The 22,937-nt window shown below is 52.1% G+C and carries 22 protein-coding genes and 1 tRNA gene; 9 read left to right on the top strand and 14 right to left on the bottom strand.

Going from position 1 to position 22,937, the window contains the following annotated elements; genetic code table 11:
• Window positions 1-93 precede the first annotated feature (93 nt).
• The 3 genes from N0B36_RS09200 (at window position 94) to N0B36_RS09210 (ending at window position 1,393) form a co-directional block, all read left to right on the top strand.
• Window positions 94-339: a helix-turn-helix domain-containing protein gene (locus N0B36_RS09200; RefSeq protein WP_141875460.1), complete on the top strand. Its 246-nt coding sequence runs from the start codon at window positions 94-96 to the stop codon at window positions 337-339.
• A 161-nt stretch (window positions 340-500) separates the two neighbouring features.
• The gene (locus tag N0B36_RS09205; protein ID WP_016153868.1) at window positions 501-869 is read left to right on the top strand and encodes an NlpC/P60 family protein; all 369 of its coding nucleotides are present in this window, start codon (window positions 501-503) and stop codon (window positions 867-869) included.
• On the top strand, window positions 869-1,393 hold the full coding sequence (locus N0B36_RS09210; RefSeq protein ID WP_103766585.1) for a YbjP/YqhG family protein: 525 nt from the start codon (window positions 869-871) through the stop codon (window positions 1,391-1,393). Before N0B36_RS09205 ends, N0B36_RS09210 begins: the two co-directional genes overlap by 1 nt.
• Before the next feature lie 53 nt (window positions 1,394-1,446).
• On the opposite strand, the gene fabB is transcribed toward N0B36_RS09210, so the two are convergent.
• The gene (fabB, locus tag N0B36_RS09215; RefSeq protein ID WP_141875461.1) at window positions 1,447-2,667 is read right to left on the bottom strand and encodes a beta-ketoacyl-ACP synthase I; all 1,221 of its coding nucleotides are present in this window, start codon (window positions 2,665-2,667) and stop codon (window positions 1,447-1,449) included.
• 159 nt (window positions 2,668-2,826) lie between these two features.
• On the opposite strand from fabB, the gene mnmC reads away from it, so the two are divergent.
• Complete coding sequence (gene mnmC / locus N0B36_RS09220; RefSeq protein WP_259687126.1) at window positions 2,827-4,827, top strand: bifunctional tRNA (5-methylaminomethyl-2-thiouridine)(34)-methyltransferase MnmD/FAD-dependent 5-carboxymethylaminomethyl-2-thiouridine(34) oxidoreductase MnmC; 2,001 nt, start codon at window positions 2,827-2,829, stop codon at window positions 4,825-4,827.
• 103 nt (window positions 4,828-4,930) lie between these two features.
• On the opposite strand, the gene N0B36_RS09225 is transcribed toward mnmC, so the two are convergent.
• Genes N0B36_RS09225 through prmB form a run of 6 tightly spaced genes read right to left on the bottom strand, consistent with a single transcriptional unit; the run spans window position 4,931 to window position 9,484 of the window.
• A complete protein-coding gene (locus N0B36_RS09225) occupies window positions 4,931-5,209 on the bottom strand; it encodes a YfcL family protein (RefSeq protein WP_016157057.1) in 279 nt (92 codons plus the stop codon).
• A 32-nt stretch (window positions 5,210-5,241) separates the two neighbouring features.
• The gene (locus N0B36_RS09230; protein WP_016153873.1) at window positions 5,242-5,790 is read right to left on the bottom strand and encodes an elongation factor P hydroxylase; all 549 of its coding nucleotides are present in this window, start codon (window positions 5,788-5,790) and stop codon (window positions 5,242-5,244) included.
• Entirely contained in the window at window positions 5,790-6,599 is an 810-nt protein-coding gene (locus N0B36_RS09235) for a sulfite exporter TauE/SafE family protein (protein ID WP_016153874.1), read from the bottom strand. The genes N0B36_RS09230 and N0B36_RS09235 overlap by 1 nt, the downstream gene beginning before the upstream one ends.
• Window positions 6,599-7,423, bottom strand: a complete 825-nt coding sequence (mepA, locus tag N0B36_RS09240; protein WP_137351911.1) for a penicillin-insensitive murein endopeptidase — start codon at window positions 7,421-7,423, stop codon at window positions 6,599-6,601. The genes N0B36_RS09235 and mepA overlap by 1 nt, the downstream gene beginning before the upstream one ends.
• A 3-nt stretch (window positions 7,424-7,426) precedes the next feature.
• Window positions 7,427-8,512 carry a chorismate synthase gene (gene aroC, locus N0B36_RS09245; RefSeq protein WP_003028170.1) on the bottom strand — a complete coding sequence of 362 codons (1,086 nt, stop codon included), beginning with the start codon at window positions 8,510-8,512 and terminating at the stop codon, window positions 7,427-7,429.
• Between the two features lie 39 nt (window positions 8,513-8,551).
• Window positions 8,552-9,484, bottom strand: a complete 933-nt coding sequence (prmB, locus tag N0B36_RS09250; protein ID WP_003028173.1) for a 50S ribosomal protein L3 N(5)-glutamine methyltransferase — start codon at window positions 9,482-9,484, stop codon at window positions 8,552-8,554.
• A 166-nt stretch (window positions 9,485-9,650) separates the two neighbouring features.
• Here prmB and smrB point away from each other — a divergent pair, with 166 nt between their 5' ends.
• A complete protein-coding gene (gene smrB, locus N0B36_RS09255; protein ID WP_016153877.1) occupies window positions 9,651-10,202 on the top strand; it encodes an endonuclease SmrB in 552 nt (183 codons plus the stop codon).
• Between the two features lie 80 nt (window positions 10,203-10,282).
• Here the strand turns inward: smrB and sixA are convergent, their stop codons facing one another.
• The 4 genes from sixA to N0B36_RS09275 all read right to left on the bottom strand — a co-directional run bounded on the left by sixA (window position 10,283) and on the right by N0B36_RS09275 (window position 14,895).
• Window positions 10,283-10,768, bottom strand: a complete 486-nt coding sequence (gene sixA, locus N0B36_RS09260; RefSeq protein ID WP_003028179.1) for a phosphohistidine phosphatase SixA — start codon at window positions 10,766-10,768, stop codon at window positions 10,283-10,285.
• 208 nt (window positions 10,769-10,976) lie between these two features.
• Window positions 10,977-13,124, bottom strand: a complete 2,148-nt coding sequence (gene fadJ / locus N0B36_RS09265) for a fatty acid oxidation complex subunit alpha FadJ (RefSeq protein WP_259687128.1) — start codon at window positions 13,122-13,124, stop codon at window positions 10,977-10,979.
• Window positions 13,124-14,434 carry an acetyl-CoA C-acyltransferase FadI gene (fadI, locus tag N0B36_RS09270; RefSeq protein WP_016153879.1) on the bottom strand — a complete coding sequence of 437 codons (1,311 nt, stop codon included), beginning with the start codon at window positions 14,432-14,434 and terminating at the stop codon, window positions 13,124-13,126. The genes fadJ and fadI overlap by 1 nt, the downstream gene beginning before the upstream one ends.
• Before the next feature lie 176 nt (window positions 14,435-14,610).
• Window positions 14,611-14,895 (bottom strand): YfcZ/YiiS family protein, encoded by a 285-nt coding sequence (locus N0B36_RS09275; protein ID WP_003834838.1) that lies wholly within the window; start codon window positions 14,893-14,895, stop codon window positions 14,611-14,613.
• A 371-nt stretch (window positions 14,896-15,266) separates the two neighbouring features.
• Here N0B36_RS09275 and fadL point away from each other — a divergent pair, with 371 nt between their 5' ends.
• Window positions 15,267-16,547, top strand: coding sequence for a long-chain fatty acid transporter FadL (gene fadL / locus N0B36_RS09280; RefSeq protein ID WP_016157062.1), 1,281 nt, complete (start codon window positions 15,267-15,269; stop codon window positions 16,545-16,547).
• A 59-nt stretch (window positions 16,548-16,606) separates the two neighbouring features.
• Here fadL and mlaA read toward each other — a convergent pair whose 3' ends face one another.
• Window positions 16,607-17,362 (bottom strand): phospholipid-binding lipoprotein MlaA, encoded by a 756-nt coding sequence (mlaA, locus tag N0B36_RS09285; protein WP_003028190.1) that lies wholly within the window; start codon window positions 17,360-17,362, stop codon window positions 16,607-16,609.
• A gap of 288 nt (window positions 17,363-17,650) precedes the next feature.
• Between mlaA and N0B36_RS09290 the strand changes: the two genes are divergently transcribed.
• Window positions 17,651-18,592: a formate/nitrite transporter family protein gene (locus N0B36_RS09290; protein ID WP_047500861.1), complete on the top strand. Its 942-nt coding sequence runs from the start codon at window positions 17,651-17,653 to the stop codon at window positions 18,590-18,592.
• A gap of 75 nt (window positions 18,593-18,667) precedes the next feature.
• Window positions 18,668-18,739: transfer RNA gene (locus N0B36_RS09295), tRNA-Arg, on the top strand.
• Between the two features lie 47 nt (window positions 18,740-18,786).
• Here N0B36_RS09295 and N0B36_RS09300 read toward each other — a convergent pair.
• On the bottom strand, window positions 18,787-19,419 hold the full coding sequence (locus tag N0B36_RS09300) for a DNA-binding protein (protein WP_047500165.1): 633 nt from the start codon (window positions 19,417-19,419) through the stop codon (window positions 18,787-18,789).
• Window positions 19,420-19,736: 317 nt separating this feature from the next.
• Between N0B36_RS09300 and N0B36_RS09305 the strand changes: the two genes are divergently transcribed.
• On the top strand, window positions 19,737-20,768 hold the full coding sequence (locus N0B36_RS09305; protein ID WP_049281499.1) for an isoaspartyl peptidase/L-asparaginase family protein: 1,032 nt from the start codon (window positions 19,737-19,739) through the stop codon (window positions 20,766-20,768).
• A gap of 66 nt (window positions 20,769-20,834) precedes the next feature.
• Here the strand turns inward: N0B36_RS09305 and N0B36_RS09310 are convergent, their stop codons facing one another.
• A complete protein-coding gene (locus tag N0B36_RS09310; protein ID WP_259687129.1) occupies window positions 20,835-22,733 on the bottom strand; it encodes a methyl-accepting chemotaxis protein in 1,899 nt (632 codons plus the stop codon).
• Window positions 22,734-22,937: the final 204 nt, after the last annotated feature.

Raw genomic sequence — 22,937 nt, forward strand, 5'->3', positions numbered from 1 at the left:
CAGTGACAAAAAAGAAAGTTACATTCTTTTGTTTCTCTGGTTTATACCCTGAAAAATATCGGCGCCGATAACACATTTCCTTAGGATTACAGAATGGAACACAAAAGCCAAGACTGGCATCGTGCAGATATTAAAAGTGCACTGGAAAAAAAAGGAATCACGCTCAGAGATCTTTCGCGTGCGGCTGGATTATCACCCGATTCACTGCGCAATGTATTTACCCGAAGCTGGCCCAGAGCGGAACAGATCATTGCGCAGGCGCTCGAAACCTCGCCAGACGTGATTTGGCCGTCACGCTATCCACGCCAGCAGCCAGAGGATAAAACAAGTAATACTTAATATTAAATAGATCACTCGTAATTTATCGAGCATATAAATTAATAAATATCCCAGCTTAATATATTGAGAATATTAATAGCACTATTTGCCATTTCCAATTGCGTAAATACTGTTAAAGCATCACGTAATTGCTATTACGTATGTTATTAACAGGAGTCGTTATGAGTTGGGATAAAAAGGTGGCGGTCAATTACGCCAAATCGCACGCGAGTTCACATTCACAAGGGCGCTGTGCGGAATATACCCGCAAAGCTGTTCAGGCAGGCGGCGTTACTCTTGGGCGCACATACCATGCCAAAGATTATGGTCCGATGCTGAAAAACGCCGGTTTCAGCGCCATTGGCGCGCTTGAAGAGCCGCGCGAAGGGGATGTCATCATCATTCAACCTTATGCTAATGGAAACCCGAGCGGTCACATGGCGATATATGACGGTCATGACTGGTATTCCGACTTCAAACAGCGAGACATGTGGGCCGGTCCAGGTTATCGAACCGCAAAGCCGTCATACACCATTTACAGGAAGAAGTAATGAAAGCCTTTCCACTGATTGTTCTCATCCTGCTGATTTGTGGCTGTACCCCTTCTCACCGTGACAGCACGCAGGATGTGAAACAGTTCTATCTTTCGTGGATGAAGAACTACACTCAGGATCCGGATGCGCCCCGCGAAACATCAGCATTACTGCAACGCTATGTCGCAAAAGAGGTTATCGGGCGTCTGGCGCTAATTGATACGCTTTATGAGCAGGAGATCGTGCAAGCGGACTACTTTATGTATGTGCAGGATTACGCACCGGCATGGATCCCGCTGTTGCGGGTTGGACAGGCGCAGCCATTCCTCGGCGGTGAAAAACTGAACCTGCAGTTAGGCACTGAGTCAGCCCCTATTCAACTGGAGGTTTATACCCGTTGGGAGGAAGGACGGTGGAAAATTTATCGTGTCCGGGACGTGGGTCGTCATTACGAGCAGCCCATTTACAATGCCGGAGAGATTACGCGAGCCAGAGCATGGTCCGCTGAGATCGCGCCGGAATACGAAAAAATGCCGAAGTAAACACGGTAAAAAGGGAGCCTGTTGGCTCCCTTTTTTGGTATTCAAGCTGAGACTTACGCCTTCAGCTTACGCATAACCAGCGTAGCGTTGGTGCCGCCAAAGCCGAAGCTGTTGGACATCACGGTGGTCAGCGCCTGCTCGGTCGGTTTGGTCACGATATTCAGACCTGCCGCCTGCTCATCCAGCTCTTCAATGTTGATGCTTGGCGCGATAAAGCCATGTTCCAGCATCAGCAGAGAGTAGATAGCTTCCTGCACGCCAGCCGCGCCCAGTGAGTGACCTGTCATCGCTTTGGTTGCGGAGATTGCCGGGCTGTTGTTGCCAAACACTTCGCGGATTGCGCCCAGTTCTTTCACGTCGCCTACCGGAGTCGAGGTACCGTGAGAGTTCAGGTAGTCGATCGGCGTGTCTACACCGTGCATCGCCATCTGCATGCAACGTACTGCGCCTTCGCCAGACGGAGCAACCATGTCTGCGCCATCGGACGTTGCGCCGTAACCGACGATTTCCGCATAGATGTGCGCGCCACGTGCCAGAGCGTGCTCCATTTCTTCAACCACGACCATACCGCCGCCGCCAGCAATAACGAAACCGTCGCGGTTTGCGTCATAGGTACGGGAAGCTTTTGACGGATCGTCGTTGTATTTGGTAGACAGCGCGCCCATTGCATCGAATTCACACGCCATTTCCCAGCACAGCTCTTCGCCGCCGCCAGCAAAAACGATGTCCTGTTTGCCCAACTGAATTTGTTCTACCGCGTTGCCGATGCAGTGCGCAGATGTCGCACAGGCAGAACTGATGGAGTAGTTTACGCCGTGGATTTTGAACGGCGTTGCGAGGCAGGCAGAAACGCCGGACGCCATCGCTTTGGTGACCACATACGGGCCAACCGCTTTCAGACCACGTGGGCTACGCATTGCGTCAGCGCCGAACACCTGAAAACGTGGGGAGCCGCCGCCGGAACCTGCAATCAGGCCAACGCGCGGGTTGTTCTGGTAATCTTCTGCAGCCAGGCCGGCATCAGCCACTGCCTGCTCCATTGATAGGAATGCATAGATGGATGCGTCGCTCATGAAGCGCACTACTTTGCGGTCAATGAGGCCAGTGGTATCCAGTTTTACGTTGCCCCAAACGTGGCTACGCATGCCGGAGTCCTTCAGCTCCTGAGAGAAAGTGATCCCTGAACGTCCTTCACGCAGAGATGCCAGGACTTCCTGCTGGTTATTACCGATGCTGGAAACGATGCCCAAGCCAGTAATCACTGCACGTTTCATTCAATACCTCTGTAAGTCGCACTATTTTAAAGTTTCGAATGGCACAATAGCGTACACTTGTACGCCGAACAAGTCCGATCAGCCATTTTATGTGGAAATTTGCGCAGCCAGGCACTCATCGCTAAGATCGGGACACAGCCTGTCAGACGAGTAACTTACGTGAAACAATACGCTATACAACCTGCCAACCTTGAATTCAACGCTGAGGGTACACCTGTTTCCCGAGATTTTGACGATGTCTATTTTTCTAATGATAACGGGCTGGAAGAGACACGTTACGTCTTTCTCGGCGGTAACCATCTCGCACAACGATTCCCTGCGCATTCACGTCCTCTCTTCGTGGTGGCAGAAAGCGGGTTTGGCACCGGACTTAACTTCCTCACGCTCTGGCAGGCATTTGCCGATTTTCGCGATACCCACCCAGAAGCTACCCTGGAAAGATTACATTTCATCAGCTTTGAAAAATATCCGCTGACGCGTGAAGATCTCACCTTAGCCCACCAGCACTGGCCAGAACTTGCCCCGTGGGCCACGGCACTGCAAGAACAATGGCCGCTACCGCTGGCGGGATGTCATCGCCTGCTGCTTGATGATGGGCGCGTCACGCTGGATCTGTGGTTTGGCGATATTAACGAACTGACCAGTACGCTGGATGACTCTCTGAATCAAAAGGTGGACGCCTGGTTCCTGGACGGTTTCGCACCGGCAAAAAACCCGGATATGTGGACGCCAACGCTGTTTAACGCGATGGCTCGACTGGCTCGTCCCGGCGGGACGCTGGCAACCTTTACATCGGCAGGCTTTGTACGTCGGGGGTTGCAGGAAGCCGGATTTACAATGCAAAAATGCAAAGGCTTTGGGCGCAAACGCGAAATGCTCTGTGGCGTGATGGAACAGACTCAGGCGCTCACGTCCTCGGCGCCATGGTTTGCGCGTACGGGAACAGATAAGCGCGAAGCCGCTATTATTGGTGGAGGAATTGCCAGCGCATTGCTGTCACTGGCGTTATTGCGCCGCGGCTGGCAGGTCACGCTGTATTGCGCCGACGATAAACCTGCCGGGGGCGCCTCCGGTAATCGCCAGGGGGCGCTCTACCCCCTACTTAGCAAACATGACGCGGCCATTAATCTCTTTTTCCCCACTGCGTTTACCTTCGCCCGTCGACTGTATGACACCCTCCCCGTTGAGTTCGCGCATGACTGGTGCGGCGTGACGCAACTCGCGTGGGATGAGAAAAGCCAGCAAAAAATCACCCAGATGCTGTCCCTTGAACTGCCCGCTGCGCTCGCCGTCGGGGTTGACGCACAGCAGGTTTTACAAACAACAGGTGTGGAAACCGGATGCGGCGGGATTCAGTATCCGGCCGGAGGATGGCTGTACCCGGCGCAGTTAACCGCCGCGGTACTGGACTATGCAACAACCCTGGGATTACGCACCCGCTACCACCATACGCTGACCTCACTGACTCGCCAGACAGCAAGCTGGCAATTGCAGTTTTCCAGTGGAGAAACCGCCTCTCACGCAGCAGTCGTTCTGGCTAACGGTCATCGCATTAGCGGTTTTGAGCAAACGCAGCCGCTACCGGTGTACTCCGTGGGCGGTCAGGTGAGTCATATTCCCACCACACCTGCACTTTCAGCGTTACGTCAGGTGCTGTGCTATGACGGCTACCTCACGCCGCACAACCCGCAAAATCAGCAGCACTGCATTGGCGCCAGCTATCATCGAGGGAGTGAAGAGACAGCGTATCGCGAGGACGATCAGCAACAAAACCGTCAACGCTTAATCGACTGCTTCCCGAACGCTGTGTGGGCAAAAGAGGTAGACGTTAGTGACAATGCCGCCCGCTGCGGGGTGCGCTGCGCCACGCGCGATCACATGCCAATGGTCGGCAACGTCGCGGACTATGACGCCACGCTCAGCCAGTACACCACACTTGCTGCAGACAAAGAGCACGCCGTAAGCGCGCCAGTTTATTCCGATTTATTTATGCTGGGCGTGCTGGGATCGCGCGGGCTGTGTACTGCCCCGCTGTGTGCAGAAATTCTGGCTTCGCAAATGAGCAATGAACCGATTCCCATGGATGCCAGCACGCTGGCGGCGCTAAATCCAAATCGTTTGTGGGTCAGGAAGTTATTGAAGGGTAAAGCGGTGAAATAAAAGAATGGCCTGATGACGCTACGCTTATCAGGCCTACAAACACCCCAACAAGGTAGGCCGGATAAGACACCAGAGCGTCGCCATCCGGCACAATTTACCGCAATTATTGTGCAGTAGCCTTCTGGAACAGAGTGTCCCACATTTCTTTCACTAACGCCTGGTCACGCGGCGATAGTTCGCCTGCGCTGATGGCTTTTTCCAGGCTGCTGGTCACATTGGCGTACAATGCCTCAGCGGAATGGTCCTCGCCAGCGTCCAGTTCGGCCACGGCCAGCGTCAGGTGTCCACGCAAATAGCCACTGGCAAACAACTCATCATCGCTGGCGTGCTCTACCATATCGTCGATTAATGCCAGAATGCGTGATTCAAACTCCGCGATCATCTTCTTTCCTCATTGTAAACGTGGCAGCGACTTCAGTTGAGCGCCTCGGGCCACGGGAATTGTTCCGCCTTAAGTTCAGGCGTGTGATAATAATTCTGTAACGCGTTAATGAAGCGCGCCGGACGTTCAGGGATCCCCTTTTCCAGGTACTCCATCACCTGAGCATGGACACGGCGCTGGAATACCACGCGATCCGGTTCAAAGTCCCCTTCAAGGTTGTCGCAACTGACGTTAAACGGGTAGCCCGCCGCCATGCAAAACAGCCAGTCAAACGCCTGCGGCTTCACTTCCACGTCTTCAAACTGGCATTGCGTCTTCGCGTCGCGTCCATCCGGACAGTACCAGTAACCGAAGTCGACCAGTTCACGCCGCGCCTTACCGGCGATGCACCAGTGTGAAATTTCGTGTAACGCGCTGGCGTAATAGCCATGCGCAAAAACGATACGGTGATACGGTAATTCCGCATCCGCAGGAAGATAGATCGGTTCGTCATCGCCTTTAATCAGACGGGTATTAAATTCATCGGCAAAGCAGCCGTTAAAAATCTCAATTAACTGTTCGTAGTGATGGGTATTATTCATTAGTTCATCCCCAGCCAGTGGAGAATCTCCTGTCCATGATTATCATAAAGTAGCTTGGCGCTCATCACGGCGGAGACAATGACGATCATTGGCCGAATGAGTTTTTGTCCTTTACTGAGCACCAGCCGTGAGCCCATCCGTGCGCCAATAAACTGGCCAATGAGCATCACAAATCCGGTCGCCCAAATCACTTTGCCGCCGAGGGCAAACAGCAACAGCCCACCGATATTCGATGTGGCATTTAATACTTTGGCGTGGGCCGTCGATTTCGCCAGGTTGTAGCCGCACAGCATGACAAAAGCCAGCGCGTAGAACGACCCCGCAGCCGGACCAAAAAAGCCATCGTAAAAGCCGACGCAGCCCCCGGCCACCAGCGCGAAAGGCAACCCATGCAACCGACGCTGTCGGTCCTCCTCCCCCACTTTCGGCATCAACAGAAAGTAAAGGCCAATACAGATAACCAGAACCGGCAGGATCTGGCGCAGAATATCTGACTGCACGTGCTGAACCAACAGCGCGCCGCTCATTGAGCCGATAAAAGTCATGAAGATATTGAGCTTCTGATCCGCCAGATTAACCACGCCCCGGCGAATAAAATAGAGGGAGGAAGAGATAGATCCTCCACAGGCCTGTAGCTTATTGGTGGCCAGCGCTTGCGCGGGTGGCATTCCGGCCGCCATCAATGCCGGGATAGTGAGTAAACCACCGCCTCCGGCCAGAGAATCAATAAAACCTGCCAGCATCGCCACGAAAAAAAGCACACCTAACAGCAGTGGCGACACCATAAACAGAGAGGCAAAATGATCCATTAGAGTACATGCTCGTCCAGTAGCGCCTGGCAGGAAGGCGGCAACGGCGGCGGTGTCTTCTTCTCAGGCTTGGTGGTTCCAGGTTTCGGAGGTTCGAACCAGCTTTGCAGCTCCGCGCCGCAGCCGTCACCCGGTGGTGGTAACGGTTGATCTTCGCACTCAAGACTGTCGGCAGGACAACGTAACCGTACGTGCATATGCGCACGATGCTGGAACCATGGCCGCACTTTACGCAACCAGTCCCTGTCGGTCCCTGCATCCAGACAAAGTTGCTGCTTAATCGCCGGATTCACGAAAATACGCGTGACTTCATTATCTTTTGCCGCCAGCCTGATCAGGCTGAAAATCTCCGGCTTCCAGAGTGACGGCACGACACGTTTGCCATCCTGTGAGACCAGATCTAACGCCTGCGGCCGCAGCAGTTGCGACTGAGTCCAGCGGGTTTTCGGTAATTGCAGGAAAATATCTACATCCAGTCCCGTCTGGTGGCTGGCGTGACCGCCATTGAATCGCCCACCAGCCGGCATGCCCATATCGCCGATTAACACCGTACCCAGCCCCAGATTGTTGGCCTGATTACTCAGACGCTGGATAAACATCACCAGATCCGGATGGCCAAAGTAACGGCGCTGATCGGTGCGCATCACCTGATAGTGTTCTGACTGTACAGGCAGCGTATCTGCGCCAACAATACAGCCATTGGAGAACGCGCCGATAGACTGCGCGCTGCCTGCAACCGGATGGGTAATTTTCTGCCAGGGCGTCGCCGCCAGACAGGCGGTGCTGGCAAACAGAGTCAGCGCCGCAAGTGCCGTTTTTTTCATCTCTTACCAGCGTGGAATATCGGTCTTCACGTCCGCATTTTGCGCCCGCTGACGCAGCAGGTGATCCATCAACACGATCGCCAGCATCGCTTCGGCGATTGGCACGGCGCGGATCCCAACACACGGATCGTGACGACCTTTGGTGATCATTTCGACTTCTTCACCAAAGCGATTAATAGTGCGCCCTGGAACGGTAATGCTCGAGGTCGGTTTCAGCGCCATATGAGCAATGATTTGTTGCCCACTGCTGATCCCACCAAGAATGCCGCCCGCATGATTACTCTGGAAACCTTCTTTGGTGATTTCATCACGGTTCTGGCTGCCACGCAGTGCAACAACGTCAAAACCGTCGCCAATCTCAACGCCTTTAACGGCGTTAATGCTCATCAGCGCGTGAGCGATATCAGCATCCAGGCGGTCAAATACAGGTTCGCCGAGACCCGCTGGTACGCCGCTTGCAACCACGGTCACCTTCGCTCCGATGGAGTCGCCCTCTTTCTTCAGCCCACGCATCAGTTCGTCCAGCGCCTCGAGTTTATCCGGATCTGGACAAAAGAACGGGTTAAGTTCCACCTGGGACCAGTCTTTGATCTCCAGCGGAATATCCCCCATCTGCGTCAGACAGCCGCGAATTTCAACGCCGAATTTTTCCGCCAGATATTTTTTGGCAATCGCTCCGGCCGCAACGCGCATCGCCGTTTCACGTGCGGATGAGCGTCCGCCGCCACGGTAGTCACGCAGGCCATATTTCTGCTCATAGGTATAGTCGGCGTGTCCTGGACGAAAAACGTCCTTAATCGCGCCGTAATCCTGTGAACGCTGATCGGTATTTTCGATCAACAGGCCAATACTGGTGCCGGTGGTAACGCCTTCGAACACGCCGGAGAGGATTTTCACCTGATCCGGCTCACGACGCTGCGTAGTGTAGCGCGATGTGCCCGGACGGCGTCTGTCGAGATCGTGCTGCAGGTCAGCTTCTGTCAGAGAAATGCCCGGCGGAACACCATCGACAATACAACCGAGCGCCAGCCCGTGTGATTCACCGAAAGTGGTTACGCGAAAGAGTTGCCCAATTGTGTTTCCTGCCATCACGGCTCCGTTATGAGTGTTGTGTATGTGCGCGTGTATTTAGTCTTTATAAATGCTGAAGTGCTCACGAGCAGCAACTAACTGCTCTTTGGTCAGCATGAATACACCGTCACCGCCGTTGTCGAACTCCAGCCAGGTGAACGGTACATCCGGGTATTGCTCTATCAGATGTACCATGCTGTTTCCGACTTCACAAATCAGAATACCGTTATCTGACAGGTAGTCCGGAGCGTTACCCAGAATGCGACGGGTAAGTTTTAGTCCATCGCTGCCGGACGCCAGACCCAGCTCAGGTTCATGACGATATTCGTTTGGCAGATCGGACATATCTTCCGCATCGACATACGGCGGATTGGTCACAATCAGGTCATACTGGACTTTCAGCAGATCGCGGAACAGATCGGAACGGATCGGCGTAACATGATGGATCAGGCCGTGCTCTTCAATATTGTGTTCGGTCACCGCCAGCGCGTCTGTGGAAATATCCACCGCATCCACTTCGGCCTCCGGGAAAGCATAGGCGCAGGCAATGGCAATACAGCCGCTGCCGGTACACATATCCAGGATATGCTGCGGCTGCTCATTGATAAGGCCCGCAAAGCGGTTATTAATAAGCTCGCCAATCGGCGAACGTGGCACCAGCACGCGTTCATCAACATAAAACTCATGTCCGCAGAACCAGGCTTTGTTGGTCAAATAAGCGACCGGAATGCGCTCGTTGACGCGGCGAATCACGCGTTCAACAATGCGATGGCGCTCGCTGGAAGTCAGACGCGCGGTACGCATATCTTCTGGAATATCCAGCGGCAGATAAAGTGACGGCAGCACCAGTTGTACGGCCTCGTCCCATGGGTTATCCGTGCCATGGCCATACCAGATGTTCGCCGCGCTAAAACGGCTGACCGCCCAACGCAACATGTCCTGAATGGTATGCAGTTCACTCACTGCTTCATCGACGAAAATTTTATCCACGTATTCCTCCAGGGCATGCTCGTATTAATTTCGGCGGCTAGTTTGCCACGAAGACGGCGATAAATCAGCATTCACACAGGGCCTGAGCGCGAAAATTGCGTTTTAAGCGATCGGATGCCCGCCGAGTCGGGTTAAACTAACGAAAAATAAAAGATGAGACTCTCGAATGAAAAAGAAAACATCGCTCAGCGAGGAGGATCAGACGCTGTTTCGCCAGCTGATGACCGGCACGCGTAAAATGAAACAGGACACCATTGTTCACCGACCGCTACGTAAAAAAATTACCGAGGTTCCGGTTAAAAGGCTGCTGCAGGAACAAGCTGATGCCAGTCACTATTTCTCGGACGAGTTTCAGCCGCTGCTGAATACGGACGGCCCGGTAAGATATCTGCGTGCCGACGTCAGCCATTTCGAACTGAAGAAAATGCGCCGTGGCGATTACTCCCCGGAGCTGTTTCTCGATCTGCACGGGCTGACCCAGCAGCAGGCCAAACAGGAGTTAGGCGCGCTGATTGCCGCCTGTCGTCGTGAGCATGTGTTTTGCGCCTGCGTGATGCATGGCCACGGAAAACATATTCTTAAGCAGCAAACACCGCTCTGGTTGGCGCAGCATCCGCACGTGATGGCCTTTCATCAAGCGCCAAAAGAGTACGGTGGCGACGCCGCGCTGCTGCTGCTGATTGAAGTGGAAGAGTGGCAACCACCCGAACTTCCCTGATGCAGATAAACAGAAAGAGCCGCATTTGCGGCTCTTTGATTTTCCGGATGACGGCTGTGCCTTATCCGATTCCAGGCTTTTTAAATCGCTTTTGCCATTTTCAGGTTACACGGGCTCATCTGCCAGTTAAAAGTACCCTTCCCGCTCTCATCAAGCGTTACGCTGGCAATCGCTGATGTGGTAAACATCGGCGGTGTTTCGCCTGGGCAAAGTTCAGACACCAGATACCCCACTAAAGGTAAGTGAGAGATGACCAGCGCCGTGGCGATACCTTCATTGGCCAGAGCCTGTAAATAGGCGCTGACCAGACCGACATCGCCGCAGGGAGTCAGCTCCGGCAAAACATCCACACCGGTTGGCAGGTTCATACACTCCCCCACCACATCCAGCGTTTGTTCGGCTCGTAGGAACGGGCTCACCAGAACACGTTCGATATCCACTTTTTGACCTTTCAGCCAGTTCGCCATCAGGCGAGATTCGTCACAACCACAGGAGGTTAAGGGACGAACCGAATCACTGGCGGCATCGAGGGCTGCGTCGCCGTGACGCATGATAAAAACTTGCATAGTGCACCGCTTTTGTTAACCAGAATCACCGACACCTTTATCCACAGCCCCTATTGACCGTGGTAACGATGTGGTGGCCGGCATTGTGCCTTATCCATTCACCGAATGAAACGCTGTTTTTTACCTCAACGGCGTAAGTATAGTCAATCTCTGTTTACATTTTGAGCGCGACCCATACATTCAGTGCGGATTCATCCTACCTTTGACCTCATGAATTCAGGTCAGTTTCCCCATTACTCCAGAATCTTTCACCACGTTCCGCCATCTGCAATAACTGCTCACACGGCATAAACCGCGAGCCGTATTGCGTGGTCAGTCGTTGCAGAGCAGCAACCACTTCACCCGCGCCGAGCGAATCCAAATACCGGAACGGGCCGCCGAGGAAGGGCGGAAAACCAATACCAAATACAGCGCCGATATCGCCATCACGCGCGCTGCGGATAATCTTCTCATCGAAACAGCGTGCTGCTTCATTGAGCATTAACATGACGCACCGCTCGGCGATCTGCGCGGCGGTGAGTCGGCCCTGCCCCTGGACGCCAATAAGCGTATAAATTGCAGGGTCGACCTGTTTTTTGCTTTTACGCCCTTTCGCTCCATAAAGATAGAAACCACGACCATTTTTTCTACCTTTGCGATCGTCATTCAAAATTGAAGCAACAATATTTGCAGGCGCGCTAAAACGTTCTCCATATGCAGCCTCAAGCACTGGTATAATTTTAGTGCCCGTATCAATTCCGACCTCATCCAAAAGTTGGATTGGCCCGACCGGAAAACCAAACTTAACCAGCGCGGCGTCAATGGCTTCAACCCGCTCGCCTTCGGTCAGCATACGAATAGCTTCGTTAATGTATGGCGCTAAAATGCGGTTAACATAAAATCCGGCCTTATCTCTGACCACTATCGGCGTTTTGCCCTGCTTTTTCGCCAGTTTAACGGTTGTGGCAATTGTCTGCTCAGAGGTCGTGGCATGCGGGATAACCTCGACCAGCGGCATTTTTTCCACCGGGCTAAAGAAGTGCAAACCAATTACTTGTTGAGGCCTGGCAGCATTCGCCGCAATATCGCCAATCGGCAAAGATGAGGTGTTAGAGGCAAAAATGGTATGAGATGCGCAATTTTGCTCAACTTCTGCCACCATCTGTTGTTTTAACACCAGATCTTCAAATACGGCTTCAATAACCAGATCGCAATGAGCGAAGCCACGGTAATCGGTTGATCCCGAAATCAGCGCCAGCTGTTTATCACGCTCGCTGGCTTTGATATGACGGCGGCGAACCTTCGTTTCAAGCTGATCCCAGCTGTACTTCAGCGCGTGGTTGATTCCCTTGGCATTTATATCTTTGATACGCACTGGCAAGCCGCCTTTACAGGCCGTCACATAGGCAATACCGCCCCCCATCAGACCGCCGCCCAAAATGCCTACACTGTTTAGCGGGCCGGGCTTCACATCACTTCCGGGATCCTTTTTCACATCGGTGTTGGCAAAAAAGATGTGCCGCAGCGCCTGAGACTGAGATGTCATCGCCAGTTCGCCAAACGCGCGGGCTTCGGCGTCGTAACCGCTGCTGCTGCCTTGCGCCAGGCCGGTTTCGATGACCTCAAGGATACGTTCTGTTGCAGGGTAGTTGCCCTGCGTTTTTTGCGCCGTCTTTTTACTGGCCATGCGGAATAACAGCGCCCGCCCCAGCGGCCCCGCTAGCACACGCTCTCGCACCGGCAGAGTACGGTGTGCGGGACTGTCCTTTTTGGCCAGTTCTACGGCCGCTTCCAGCAAAATGGTATGCGGTACAACTTCATCCACTAAACCCACTTTCAGCGCCTGTTTTGCGCGTAGTTGTTTTCCGGTGAGGATCATATCCAGCGCGGTACTGACGCCAATCAGACGGGGCAACCGCTGGGTACCGCCAGAGCCGGGCAGCAGACCAAGCTGCACTTCCGGTAAACCCAGTACGGTTTTAGCATCATCGGTACAAATACGATTGTGGCACGCCAGCGCCATCTCCAGGCCACCGCCGAGACAGGCGCCATGAATTGCGGCGATTACGGGGATCGGCAAGGCATTAATTTCCGCCATAATCTGCTGCCCCTGGCGTGCCAGCGTTTCAGCTTCCTGCGCGCTGCGACAGCGACCAATCATGTTGATATCCGCCCCGGCAATGAAGTTATCGGGTTTCGCCGAAATGAACACCACGCCGCGTAATGCTTTGTTATCGCGAATTTGTTTCAGAATGACCCGAACCTGAGAGGCAAATTCCGCCTTCAGGGTATTCATTTTCTCTCCGGGCACATCAATGGTGACAACAGCGACGTTATCCAGACGTACGTTTAGCGTAAAAGCCGATGCCATTTCCATTATTCCGCCTCCAGAACCATTGCCGCACCCAGACCACCTGCTGCACAGGCTGTCACTAAACCAAAACCACCACCACGACGTCGTAACTCATGGAGAGTTTGGGTGATCATGCGAGCACCGGTGGCGGCGAAGGGGTGTCCATAGGCAATCGATCCGCCCAGCACGTTAAATTTACTGTCATCAACCTCGCCCGTGGCATGCGCCCTGCCAAGCACTTCGCGGGCAAAACGTTCGCTACCCAGCAGTTGAAGATTCGCCAGCGTTTGTGCGGCAAATGCTTCATGCATATCGATCAGGGTTAAATCAGCCATGGTCAGACCCGCTCTCTCCAGGGCAAGCGGCGTTGACCACGCCGGCCCCAACAGCATGTCCTGCCAGACATCGATGGCGGTAAAGGCAAAACTACGCAGGTATCCCAGCGGCACCAGCCCCAACTCTTTCGCACGCGATTCCGTCATCATAATCACGGCGGCTGCGCCGTCCGTTAGCGGGGTACTGTTCGCCGCGGTAACGGTGCCGTGCTTTCGGTCAAAGGCCGGACGCAGTTTGGCGTAATCGGCCAGCGTAGAGTTGCCGCGAATATTGTTATCTTCTGAAAAAGGATCTTTGAAAGGTGGCGCGTAGGTGGTCATCACCTCATCTGCCAGTTTTCCTTCAGACCACGCCTGAGCGGCGCGCTGATGAGAACGGTGCGCCAGGGCATCCTGTTGCTCTCGCGTAATCCCATAAGTTTTGGCCATTTGCTCGGCCGTATCCCCCATGCGTAAACCGGTGGAATACTCGGCGACGGCTGGCGGTACGGGCATCAGGTCACGTAAGCGCAGTCGGGAGAAAAGTTTAAGACGCTGACCGGTGGTCCGGGCCTTATTGACATCCACCAGCACCCGCGCCAACTTTTTGCTAACGCCAATAGGCAGAACTGACGAGGAGTCCGCACCGCCGGCAATTCCTGCGCGAATAGTCCCCGCCATCAGGCTTTCCGCGACATTCGCCACCGCCTGGAAACTGGTGGCGCAGGCTCGGCTTACGCTGTAGGCATCGGTGTGCACATTCATCCCGGTTCCCAGCACGATTTCACGAGCAATATTTGGGGCTTCGGGCATTTGCACCACCTGGCCAAAGACCAGTTGCTCAATCACATCAGCAGAAATTTCGCTGCGCGCCAGCAGCTCGCCAACGACCATTTTCCCCAAATCTACGGCGGGAATGCCATGAAACGCGGTTGCCTGGCGGGCAAATGGCGTACGCAATCCGCTTACGATGGCGATGCGATCGCCCTGGCGGGTAACCAGCGGTAAAGCCTGACTCATAACACTCCCCTGTAAAAAATAAAAATAAGTGGTCTGACCTGATCACAGTCTTAACCAATTTTTTACATTTAGCCAAGCAGGGAGAAAAGAAAGTGGGAGCTATGACACAGTGAATAATCACTGACAGTGACGAAAAAGCCCTTGCTACCGGGTAACAAGGGCTTTTAAAGAAGGGATTAACGCAGACCCAGTTGGAAGATCAGCGTTTCAGCTTCACAGGCAAAAACAAAGTCGATATCCAGACGCACACCTTCAGACTCTTCAGTAAAGGTCGAGGTGATTTGGCAAGGCTCAGATTCCACGCCACGCGCCTTCTCAGTCAGAGCGGCCAGCGTTTCTTCTGCCTCTGCACGATTCGCGAACACACGGCTGTATGACGCGGTGCAATCGGAGTTGTCCATGATGGTGCCAACATCCATACAGCAGCAAACCGGGGTTTCATCAGCACTGCATTTACTCATTGTAGATTTCCTCTGTATTCGCACCTGTGGTGCCAGATAAACGATGGGGATATTTTACGCTCCCCTTATTCGCCTCTCCAGTCGTTAATTGTATGAAATGGGATAAGTGACCGAAATCACACTTAAAAATGATCTAAAACAAAAATCACCCAAACAGGTGAGTGTGCATACCCGCAATTTTGCCAGCTGGATCGCGTTTCCGAGATCAGAATTGAAAATATTTATAAACATACTTGCAACATTTCAGCTGGTCAGACCTATACTCTCGGCACTGGTCTGATTTCTAAGTTGTACCTCAGACCCTACACTTCGCGCTCCTGTTACGGTATGTAACATTGTTTGTATAAAAATAAATCAATGAGGTTATGGTCATGAGCCAGAAAACCCTGTTTACAAAGTCTGCTCTCGCAGTCGCAGTGGCAATTATCTCCACACAGGCCTGGTCTGCAGGCTTTCAGTTAAACGAATTTTCTTCCTCTGGCCTTGGCCGGGCATATTCGGGTGAAGGCGCTATTGCAGATGATGCAGGTAACGCCAGTCGTAACCCGGCGCTGATTATGATGTTTGACCGCCCTACTTTTTCAGCGGGTGCGGTGTATATCGATCCAGACGTGAATATTTCCGGTAAATCGCCATACACCGGTCGCAGCACCGATGCGGACAACATCGCGCCTACGGCGTGGGTTCCCAATGCTCACTTCGTAATGCCGATCAACGAACAGTTTGGTTGGGGGGCTTCTGTCACGTCAAACTATGGCCTGGCAACCGAATTTAACGATAACTACATCGTCGGCGAATACGGCGGGAAGACCGATCTTAAAACGGTCAACCTGAACCTGAGCGGTGCCTACCGTCTGAATGATAGCTGGAGCTTTGGCGTTGGTTTTAATGCCGTCTATGCCGATGCAAAAATTGAGCGTTATTCCGGTGAACAAACTGCTGCATTGCCAAAAGTCAGCCAGAAAATTGCCAGCCTGAAAGGTGACGAATGGGGTTACGGCTGGAACGCTGGTATTTTGTACGAGCTGGATAAAAATAACCGCTACGGTTTAACGTATCGTTCTGAAGTCAAAATCGACTTCGATGGCGATTACAAGAGCGGCATCCGCACCCAGGCCAACGCGTTACCTGGCGCAGGCACGGCGTTCCCTTGGGGAACCACCAACGCCACTGTCCCAGGTTCTCTGACGCTTAACCTGCCGGAAATGTGGGAACTGTCGGGTTACAACCGCGTTGCACCACAGTGGGCTATTCACTACAGCATGGCTTACACCAGTTGGAGTCAGTTCCAGGAACTGAAAGCAACCGGCACCAACGGGCAGACGCTGTTCTATAAAGAAGAAGGGTTCAAAGATTCTTACCGCATCGCGCTGGGTACGACTTATTACATGGATAAAAGCTGGACCTTCCGTACCGGTATCGCCTATGACGATAGCCCGGTTCCTGCGAGCAAGCGTTCCATCTCCATTCCGGACCAGGACCGTCTGTGGCTGAGTGCGGGTACCACTTACGCCTTCAATGATGACGCGTCCATTGACGTAGGCGTTTCTTATATGCACGGCCAGAAAGTGACCGTCAAAGAAGGCCCGTATACTTTCGATTCTGAAGGTAAAGCCTGGCTGTTCGGTACCAACTTCAACTACGCATTCTGATTTTCTTCAGATATAAAAAAGGTGAGCTTTTTAGCTCACCTTTTTATTTTCATCCTTCCTTACTCAGAATCGATCTCTTTTAAATCGTCCTGAATATCTTTCGCGTTCGGGTTTTCTTCTGGTTTGAGTTTCCCACCGTTCGCAATAAAGTCATGACGCTGGAAGTAAGCTTCTCGCACCATGATGTAAGGGTCGGAAGATTGACGCAGCAGACCGTCGGAATCAAGCAGTTGCGCGCGGGTTTCAATCCCTTCAACCGTCCATTTACCTATCGACAACGGCCAGGTCAGCCAGGACAGTACCGGATACAGCGTATCCACCATGTCGCCGCCATCATCACGCAGCGTGAAGCTGCCGTAGAATGGAAGCTGCATATACGGTCCATAACCAACGTCATAGTGGCCTAACGTACTACCAAAACGGTGTGGTTCAACGCGCTGTAACTTCGGATTAGCCATACCCGCCACGTCGATAAATCCGCCCATACCTAACAGGGTGTTCAGGAAGAAACGGGTGAAGTGCACCATCCCCTGATAGGGGTCGCCTTGCAGGAAGTAGTTGACCATAACGGCCGGCTCTTCAAGGTTGCCGGTAAAATTGCTCAAACCGTTACGCGCCGGCTGCGGGACATAATCACGCCAGGCAACTGCCACCGGTCGAACAACGTATGGATCTAAAACATTAAAGTTGAAGTTGTACATGGTGCGGTTGAACCCTTCAAATGGGTCCGAACGCCCCTGCTGTTCAGTACCAGAGCTCGCACACCCCACCAAAAGTGTGGTTCCCAGCGCAAGCGCCGACAGGCGAAGCTTCATAAGTGTCTCCCTGTATATTATGGCTATCGCTGATTGCCATCCATGACGGAACGATGACGTATCCGCCTGTTTAGATGTGAGCGATTGTAACAGCACGTCAAATGATGTCTATATACCCTGTGTTACTGATTTGATCATAGCCTGGTAATGCGCACTCCGCGGCGGCTCTATTCTAGCTACCCCAATAAAAACTAACGTTACCATTTTTGCTATCTCAGACTTTCTCCCGCTGATTTTCGGACAAAAGCCGCTACGCTTTAGCAATACGTGCTAATTCAGGATTCGGCTATGAATGACATTGAGAACGAAAAGATTGATCGGCACAGCGACGAACTTCAGGTCGACAGTGACGAAAAGCTAGAGGGTAAAAAGATTGAGGTCAATGAGGACAGACTCCCCTCCCGCGCCATGGCGATCCATGAACATATCCGCCAGGATGGGGAGAAAGAAATGGAGCGCGACGCGATGGCGCTACTGTGGTCAGCCATCGCTGCGGGACTGTCGATGGGCGCCTCGCTACTGGCTAAAGGAATTTTTCATGTGCAACTGGAAGGTGTGCCTGGAGGATTTTTGCTGGAGAACCTCGGTTATACCTTCGGCTTTATAATTGTCATTATGGCCCGCCAGCAACTGTTTACCGAAAATACCGTCACCGCCGTCCTGCCGGTAATGCAAAACCCTACGCTCGGCAATTTTGGCCTGCTGATGCGCCTGTGGAGCGTGGTTCTGCTGGGTAATATTATTGGCACCGGGGTTGCCGCATGGGCGTTTGAGCATATGCCGATTTTTGATGAAGAAACCCGCGATGCTTTTGTCAAAATCGGCATGGATGTGATGAAAAACACGCCAACTGAGATGTTTTCTAACGCCATCATTTCTGGCTGGTTAATTGCCACAATGGTATGGATGTTTCCCGCCGCCGGTGCGGCAAAGATTGTGGTTATTATTCTGATGACCTGGCTGATTGCGCTGGGCGATACCACGCACATCGTCGTCGGTTCGGTGGAAATTCTCTATCTGGTCTTTAATGGTACGCTGCACTGGAGTGATTTCTTCTGGCCCTTTGCTCTCCCTACGCTCGCCGGGAATATCTGTGGCGGGACGTTTATCTTCGCGCTGATGAGCCACGCGCAGATCCGCAATGATATGAGCAATAAACGCAAAGAAGAAGCCAGGTTGCAAGCCAGGCGGAATGAGCAAAAGCAGAAAAACCAGAAAAAACAGGCTTGAATGGTGACGGTTTGAGCAGTTGGGCGGCCTGAGGCTTACCGTTGTGAGTAAAAAACGCTATACTCGTGCCGCTTCGTCCCCTTAGTTAAATGGATATAACGAGCCCCTCCTAAGGGCTAGTTGCAGGTTCGATTCCTGCAGGGGACACTTTTAATTAAATGCATCCGGCTAAATCCTTTCATTTACCTGTCAGTTCATCCCTGAGCCAGGCGATAAAACGGCACATTCCTCACCGTTGCAGTAAGATTGTCGGACACCATTGTCTGCTCAGTAGCTATCCGCATCCCTGATTTTCTCAGCCTCAGTACGTCAGCAGCAATACGTTGGCTGCCAAACCAGAAAAGCCCGTCCAAAGCAGTGACATCAAGGCCTGATTCCAGTGCCAGCTTCAGACGCTCACGCGGTGCTTTTACCGTTTTAGCAATTTGCTGATATGGCGCTTCGCTTGAGCCTGCACGATTAATGCGTCGAATACGATGCGACAGGCGGTACTGAAATTCATCCGGTATCCCGCCGAGACTCGCTTTCAGGCTGTAAACACAACCAAAGCGTTTGCCGTTAAAGATTACGTTTTTCTGACTAAGCTGCAGCTCTTCACGAACGCTGGCAATCAGTTGCGGGGTACGGAGTAATAACAAACGGAAAGGCAGCTCAAAGCTGGTCACATAGTCCACATTCAATAAAGCAATACGCAGACGCTCTTCCGGACCCGCCTTCATTTCCCGACATTCAGCAATAACATCAGCCCACTGGCCAGCCAGACGGGAACTTTCAGTCGCCTCAGTAAAGCTGTATTTTTCAGTCTGATAATCAATACGTTCGGTCACTCGGAATTCCCTTCTGGCCACATCTCGGTATTGGTTGCTCACTTTACCAGCGACAGACTGCAACCGGAAGCCTGCGAGTATGGTCAGTGGAATGATAGAAACTTCTGCGGAAACGCTTCATTTTTTGATAAATCAATCATTAAAAATATATTTTGACTAAAATCAATTAACCAAAATTATGATTATTGAAGTATAGCCATGATTAATCTTTAGCCAGTTTGTCAGGAATAAGTTCTCCATAAACAGGCTGATTAATACCGGTAATGAGAAACATTATCGGAAATGATTCATCACTCAGAAAAAAGGAATTTATTCATATGATCAGAATCAAGACCAGTATCGCTACTTTGACCCTTTGTACCTTACTGACAGCTCCCGCATGGGGAGACGCGCAATCGCCGATAAGGCTGGTGATCCATGGTGGTGCCGGTACCATTACAAAAGATACCATCACACCAGAACAGGAAAAGCAGTATACAGAAAAACTCACTGAAGCTCTGAATGCAGGTTATGCGGTTCTGAATAAAGGCGGTAGCAGCCTGGAAGCCGTTCAGAAAGCGATTAATGTGATGGAAGATTCTCCTCTCTTCAATGCAGGTAAAGGTGCCGTGTTTACCCACGATGGCCGCAATGAACTGGATGCGTCCATTATGGATGGGAAAACCCGAAAAGCCGGTGCCGTTGCCGGTGTAACCACGGTTAAAAACCCAATTAATGCGGCGTATGCCGTTATGACTCAAAGCCCGCACGTACTCATGGTCTCGACAGGCGCGGATACCTTTGCAAAAGAACAGGGACTCGCAACCGTTGATCCTGCTTATTTCAAAACAGATTTTCGCTGGCAGCAATTACAGAATGCAATCCAAAAAGAAAAAGTGCTCCTTGATCACGATGGAAAGAGCGCTGCCCTGTTCGCTGATCCAATGATGTATGACTATAAATATGGCACTGTCGGCGCTGTTGCTCTGGATAAAGACGGTAATCTCGCTGCCGGAACATCTACAGGCGGAATGACCAACAAACGTTACGGACGTGTGGGGGATTCACCTATCATTGGCGCAGGAAATTATGCCGACAATGAAACCGTGGCGGTATCCGCAACCGGCTCAGGAGAAATGTTTATCCGCACGCTGACCGCGTATAACATTGCAGCCCAGGTGAAATACCGCAATACCCCTTTAAAAGACGCAGCGCAGAATGCTCTGGATGAAGTTAAGGCGCTGAATGGCAGCGGTGGAGTAATTGTGCTTGATAAAGCCGGTAATTACACCATGTCCTTCAACTCTGAAGGTATGTACCGGGGAACCATAGGCGATGACGGAAAACCCGTTGTAGCAATTTATCGTTAATACTATTTCCCCGCCAGGGGATGAACCGACCCGGTATGTTGTCCGGGTCGGTTAAACGGCGTCAGGTCAGACAACAAAACGATTGACCAGATCCTTCATGGTGACAGACAGATTGTCCAGGCGCTGGCTGTCGCTCGCGGCCTGAGAAACCAACGCCGCGTTTTGCTGCGTGACCTGCTCCATAGGTCGCAGTGCCAGGTTAATCTGAGTTACCCCTTGCGATTGTTCCGTCGCTACACGAGCGATATCCGCAATATATTGCTTCATGCTGGTGGTATTGTCCGCCGCGGCTTCTAGCGCGGTAGCGGACGCCGTAACCCGCTCAACACCCTCACTAATTTTTACCATATTCTGCGCGACCAGCTCGCGGATCTGATTAGCTTCTTTGGCACAACGCTGCGAAAGATTTCGCACTTCACTGGCGACAACCGCAAACCCCCTGCCCATCTCTCCTGCCCGTGCAGCTTCCACTGCCGCATTCAGCGCCAGCAAGTTAGTCTGAAACGAAATATCGTCAATCGAGGTCACAATATTCGAGATTTTCTCACTGGAAGAGCGAATATCCCCCATGCTTTGATTTGCCGCACTGGCGACGTTACTGGCCTGGCGGACCTCTTTTTCCAGCCTGATTGTCAGATGCTCCGCTTCGCGGGCATTGTCCGCCGTTTGCGTAATCGTCGTGGAGAGCTGTTCCATACTGGCCACCGCTTGTACTATTGATGCTGCCTGTTCATCCGTGCGTTGGGCCAGGTCCTGATTACCCGTCGTAATACTGCTGCTGGCATCGGATAAAACCACGGAGCCTTGTTTAATCTCCTGGACGATATGCTGAATACTTTCCAGCATCGTGTTATAGGCGCGATTAAGTGAGGAAAGCTCATCTTTCCCCGGGGTCGCCAGTCGTTGAGTCAGATCGCCGTTCATACCCGCAATCTTGCGGAGCGTGTCACTAAATTGACGATGTATATTGATAGCGATAGCCCCTGCGAACGCCAATGATGCCAGGAGCGCTAACAAGCTGACAATCATATATATTTGCCAGTTTTTTCGTGCATCCTGCGCGAGTTTTTCCGCATTCGCTAACAGAAGATTCGCCGTCACATCTTCTATCTGCCGCATCACTTCAATACGCTGGGTTTGAACCTTGAACCAGACAGTAGGATCGACATCAAATCCACCGTTCGCGGCATGACTAAACGCGGTTTCGCGTAATGAGAGGGCTTTTGACGCTTCTGTGGACTGTAAGCGGCTTTCCAGCATGGCTGCCTGTTCCGGTGGGCTCAGACGCAACGATTGTGCCAGCCAGACGTTCTGTTTACTGACGACATCACTGAGTTGATGTAACTGCCCCTCGGCGAAATGACCGGAGGAAAAGATATTTGACAGCAGCGCGCGTTCAATACCTGCTTGTTCTTTCAAATTCAGCAAGTTGTAGTAGGCGGCGAATGCGTTCGCCATCTCGCCTGAATCCGTCAACTGTCCCAACCTGCCCACAAAACTCAGCACATCAGCAATGACATTAGTATAAAACTTAACGACATCTGAGGCCGGAAGCCCCAATCGCGTGACGTTTTCCCGGATGGTGGCAAGCGACAGAATGTTTTTCTTGAACGTGGTGACAGAATTGGCGGCATCCCCTTCTGGTAATGCAGTATCGGACAGTGAACGCACAAAGACCTCGATCTCGCGATCGGTTAAAGCCCGCTGTGCGGTTAACTCATCTTTGAACGTCTTCCCTTCAGCCCCCAGAAATCCGACGCTCATTCCCCGTTCTTTTTGCAGCTCATGCACCACATTTCCGGCACTACGCGCGAGCGCTGTCAGTTGAGCAATATTTTCCATTTGCCGTTCTGTCTCAATGCGCGTCAATATTCCTGAACCAGCAAACCAACATAACGCCAATAATAGTGGTTGTAGCGCGATTATTAACTTCATTTTCATCGGCATTCGATAAACCCACCACATACCACTCCCCTCCATTGTCCATATTTTCATTATGGTTATCGGCGCAATGAGGCTGCACTTTAAATTTGATCAAGAGACAACTGATTGTTTTTTAGATTAAATACCTGCCAAAATAACTCTATTTGATTATGACAATCAGGATAAATCACTGGAATATTTATATTTATGATATCTATTCTCAAGTTAGTTAAATCATTCAGCATA

Origin of the sequence: Citrobacter sp. XY323 (assembly GCF_025106035.1) — a bacterium.
In the GTDB taxonomy this organism is placed as follows: domain Bacteria; phylum Pseudomonadota; class Gammaproteobacteria; order Enterobacterales; family Enterobacteriaceae; genus Citrobacter; species Citrobacter braakii.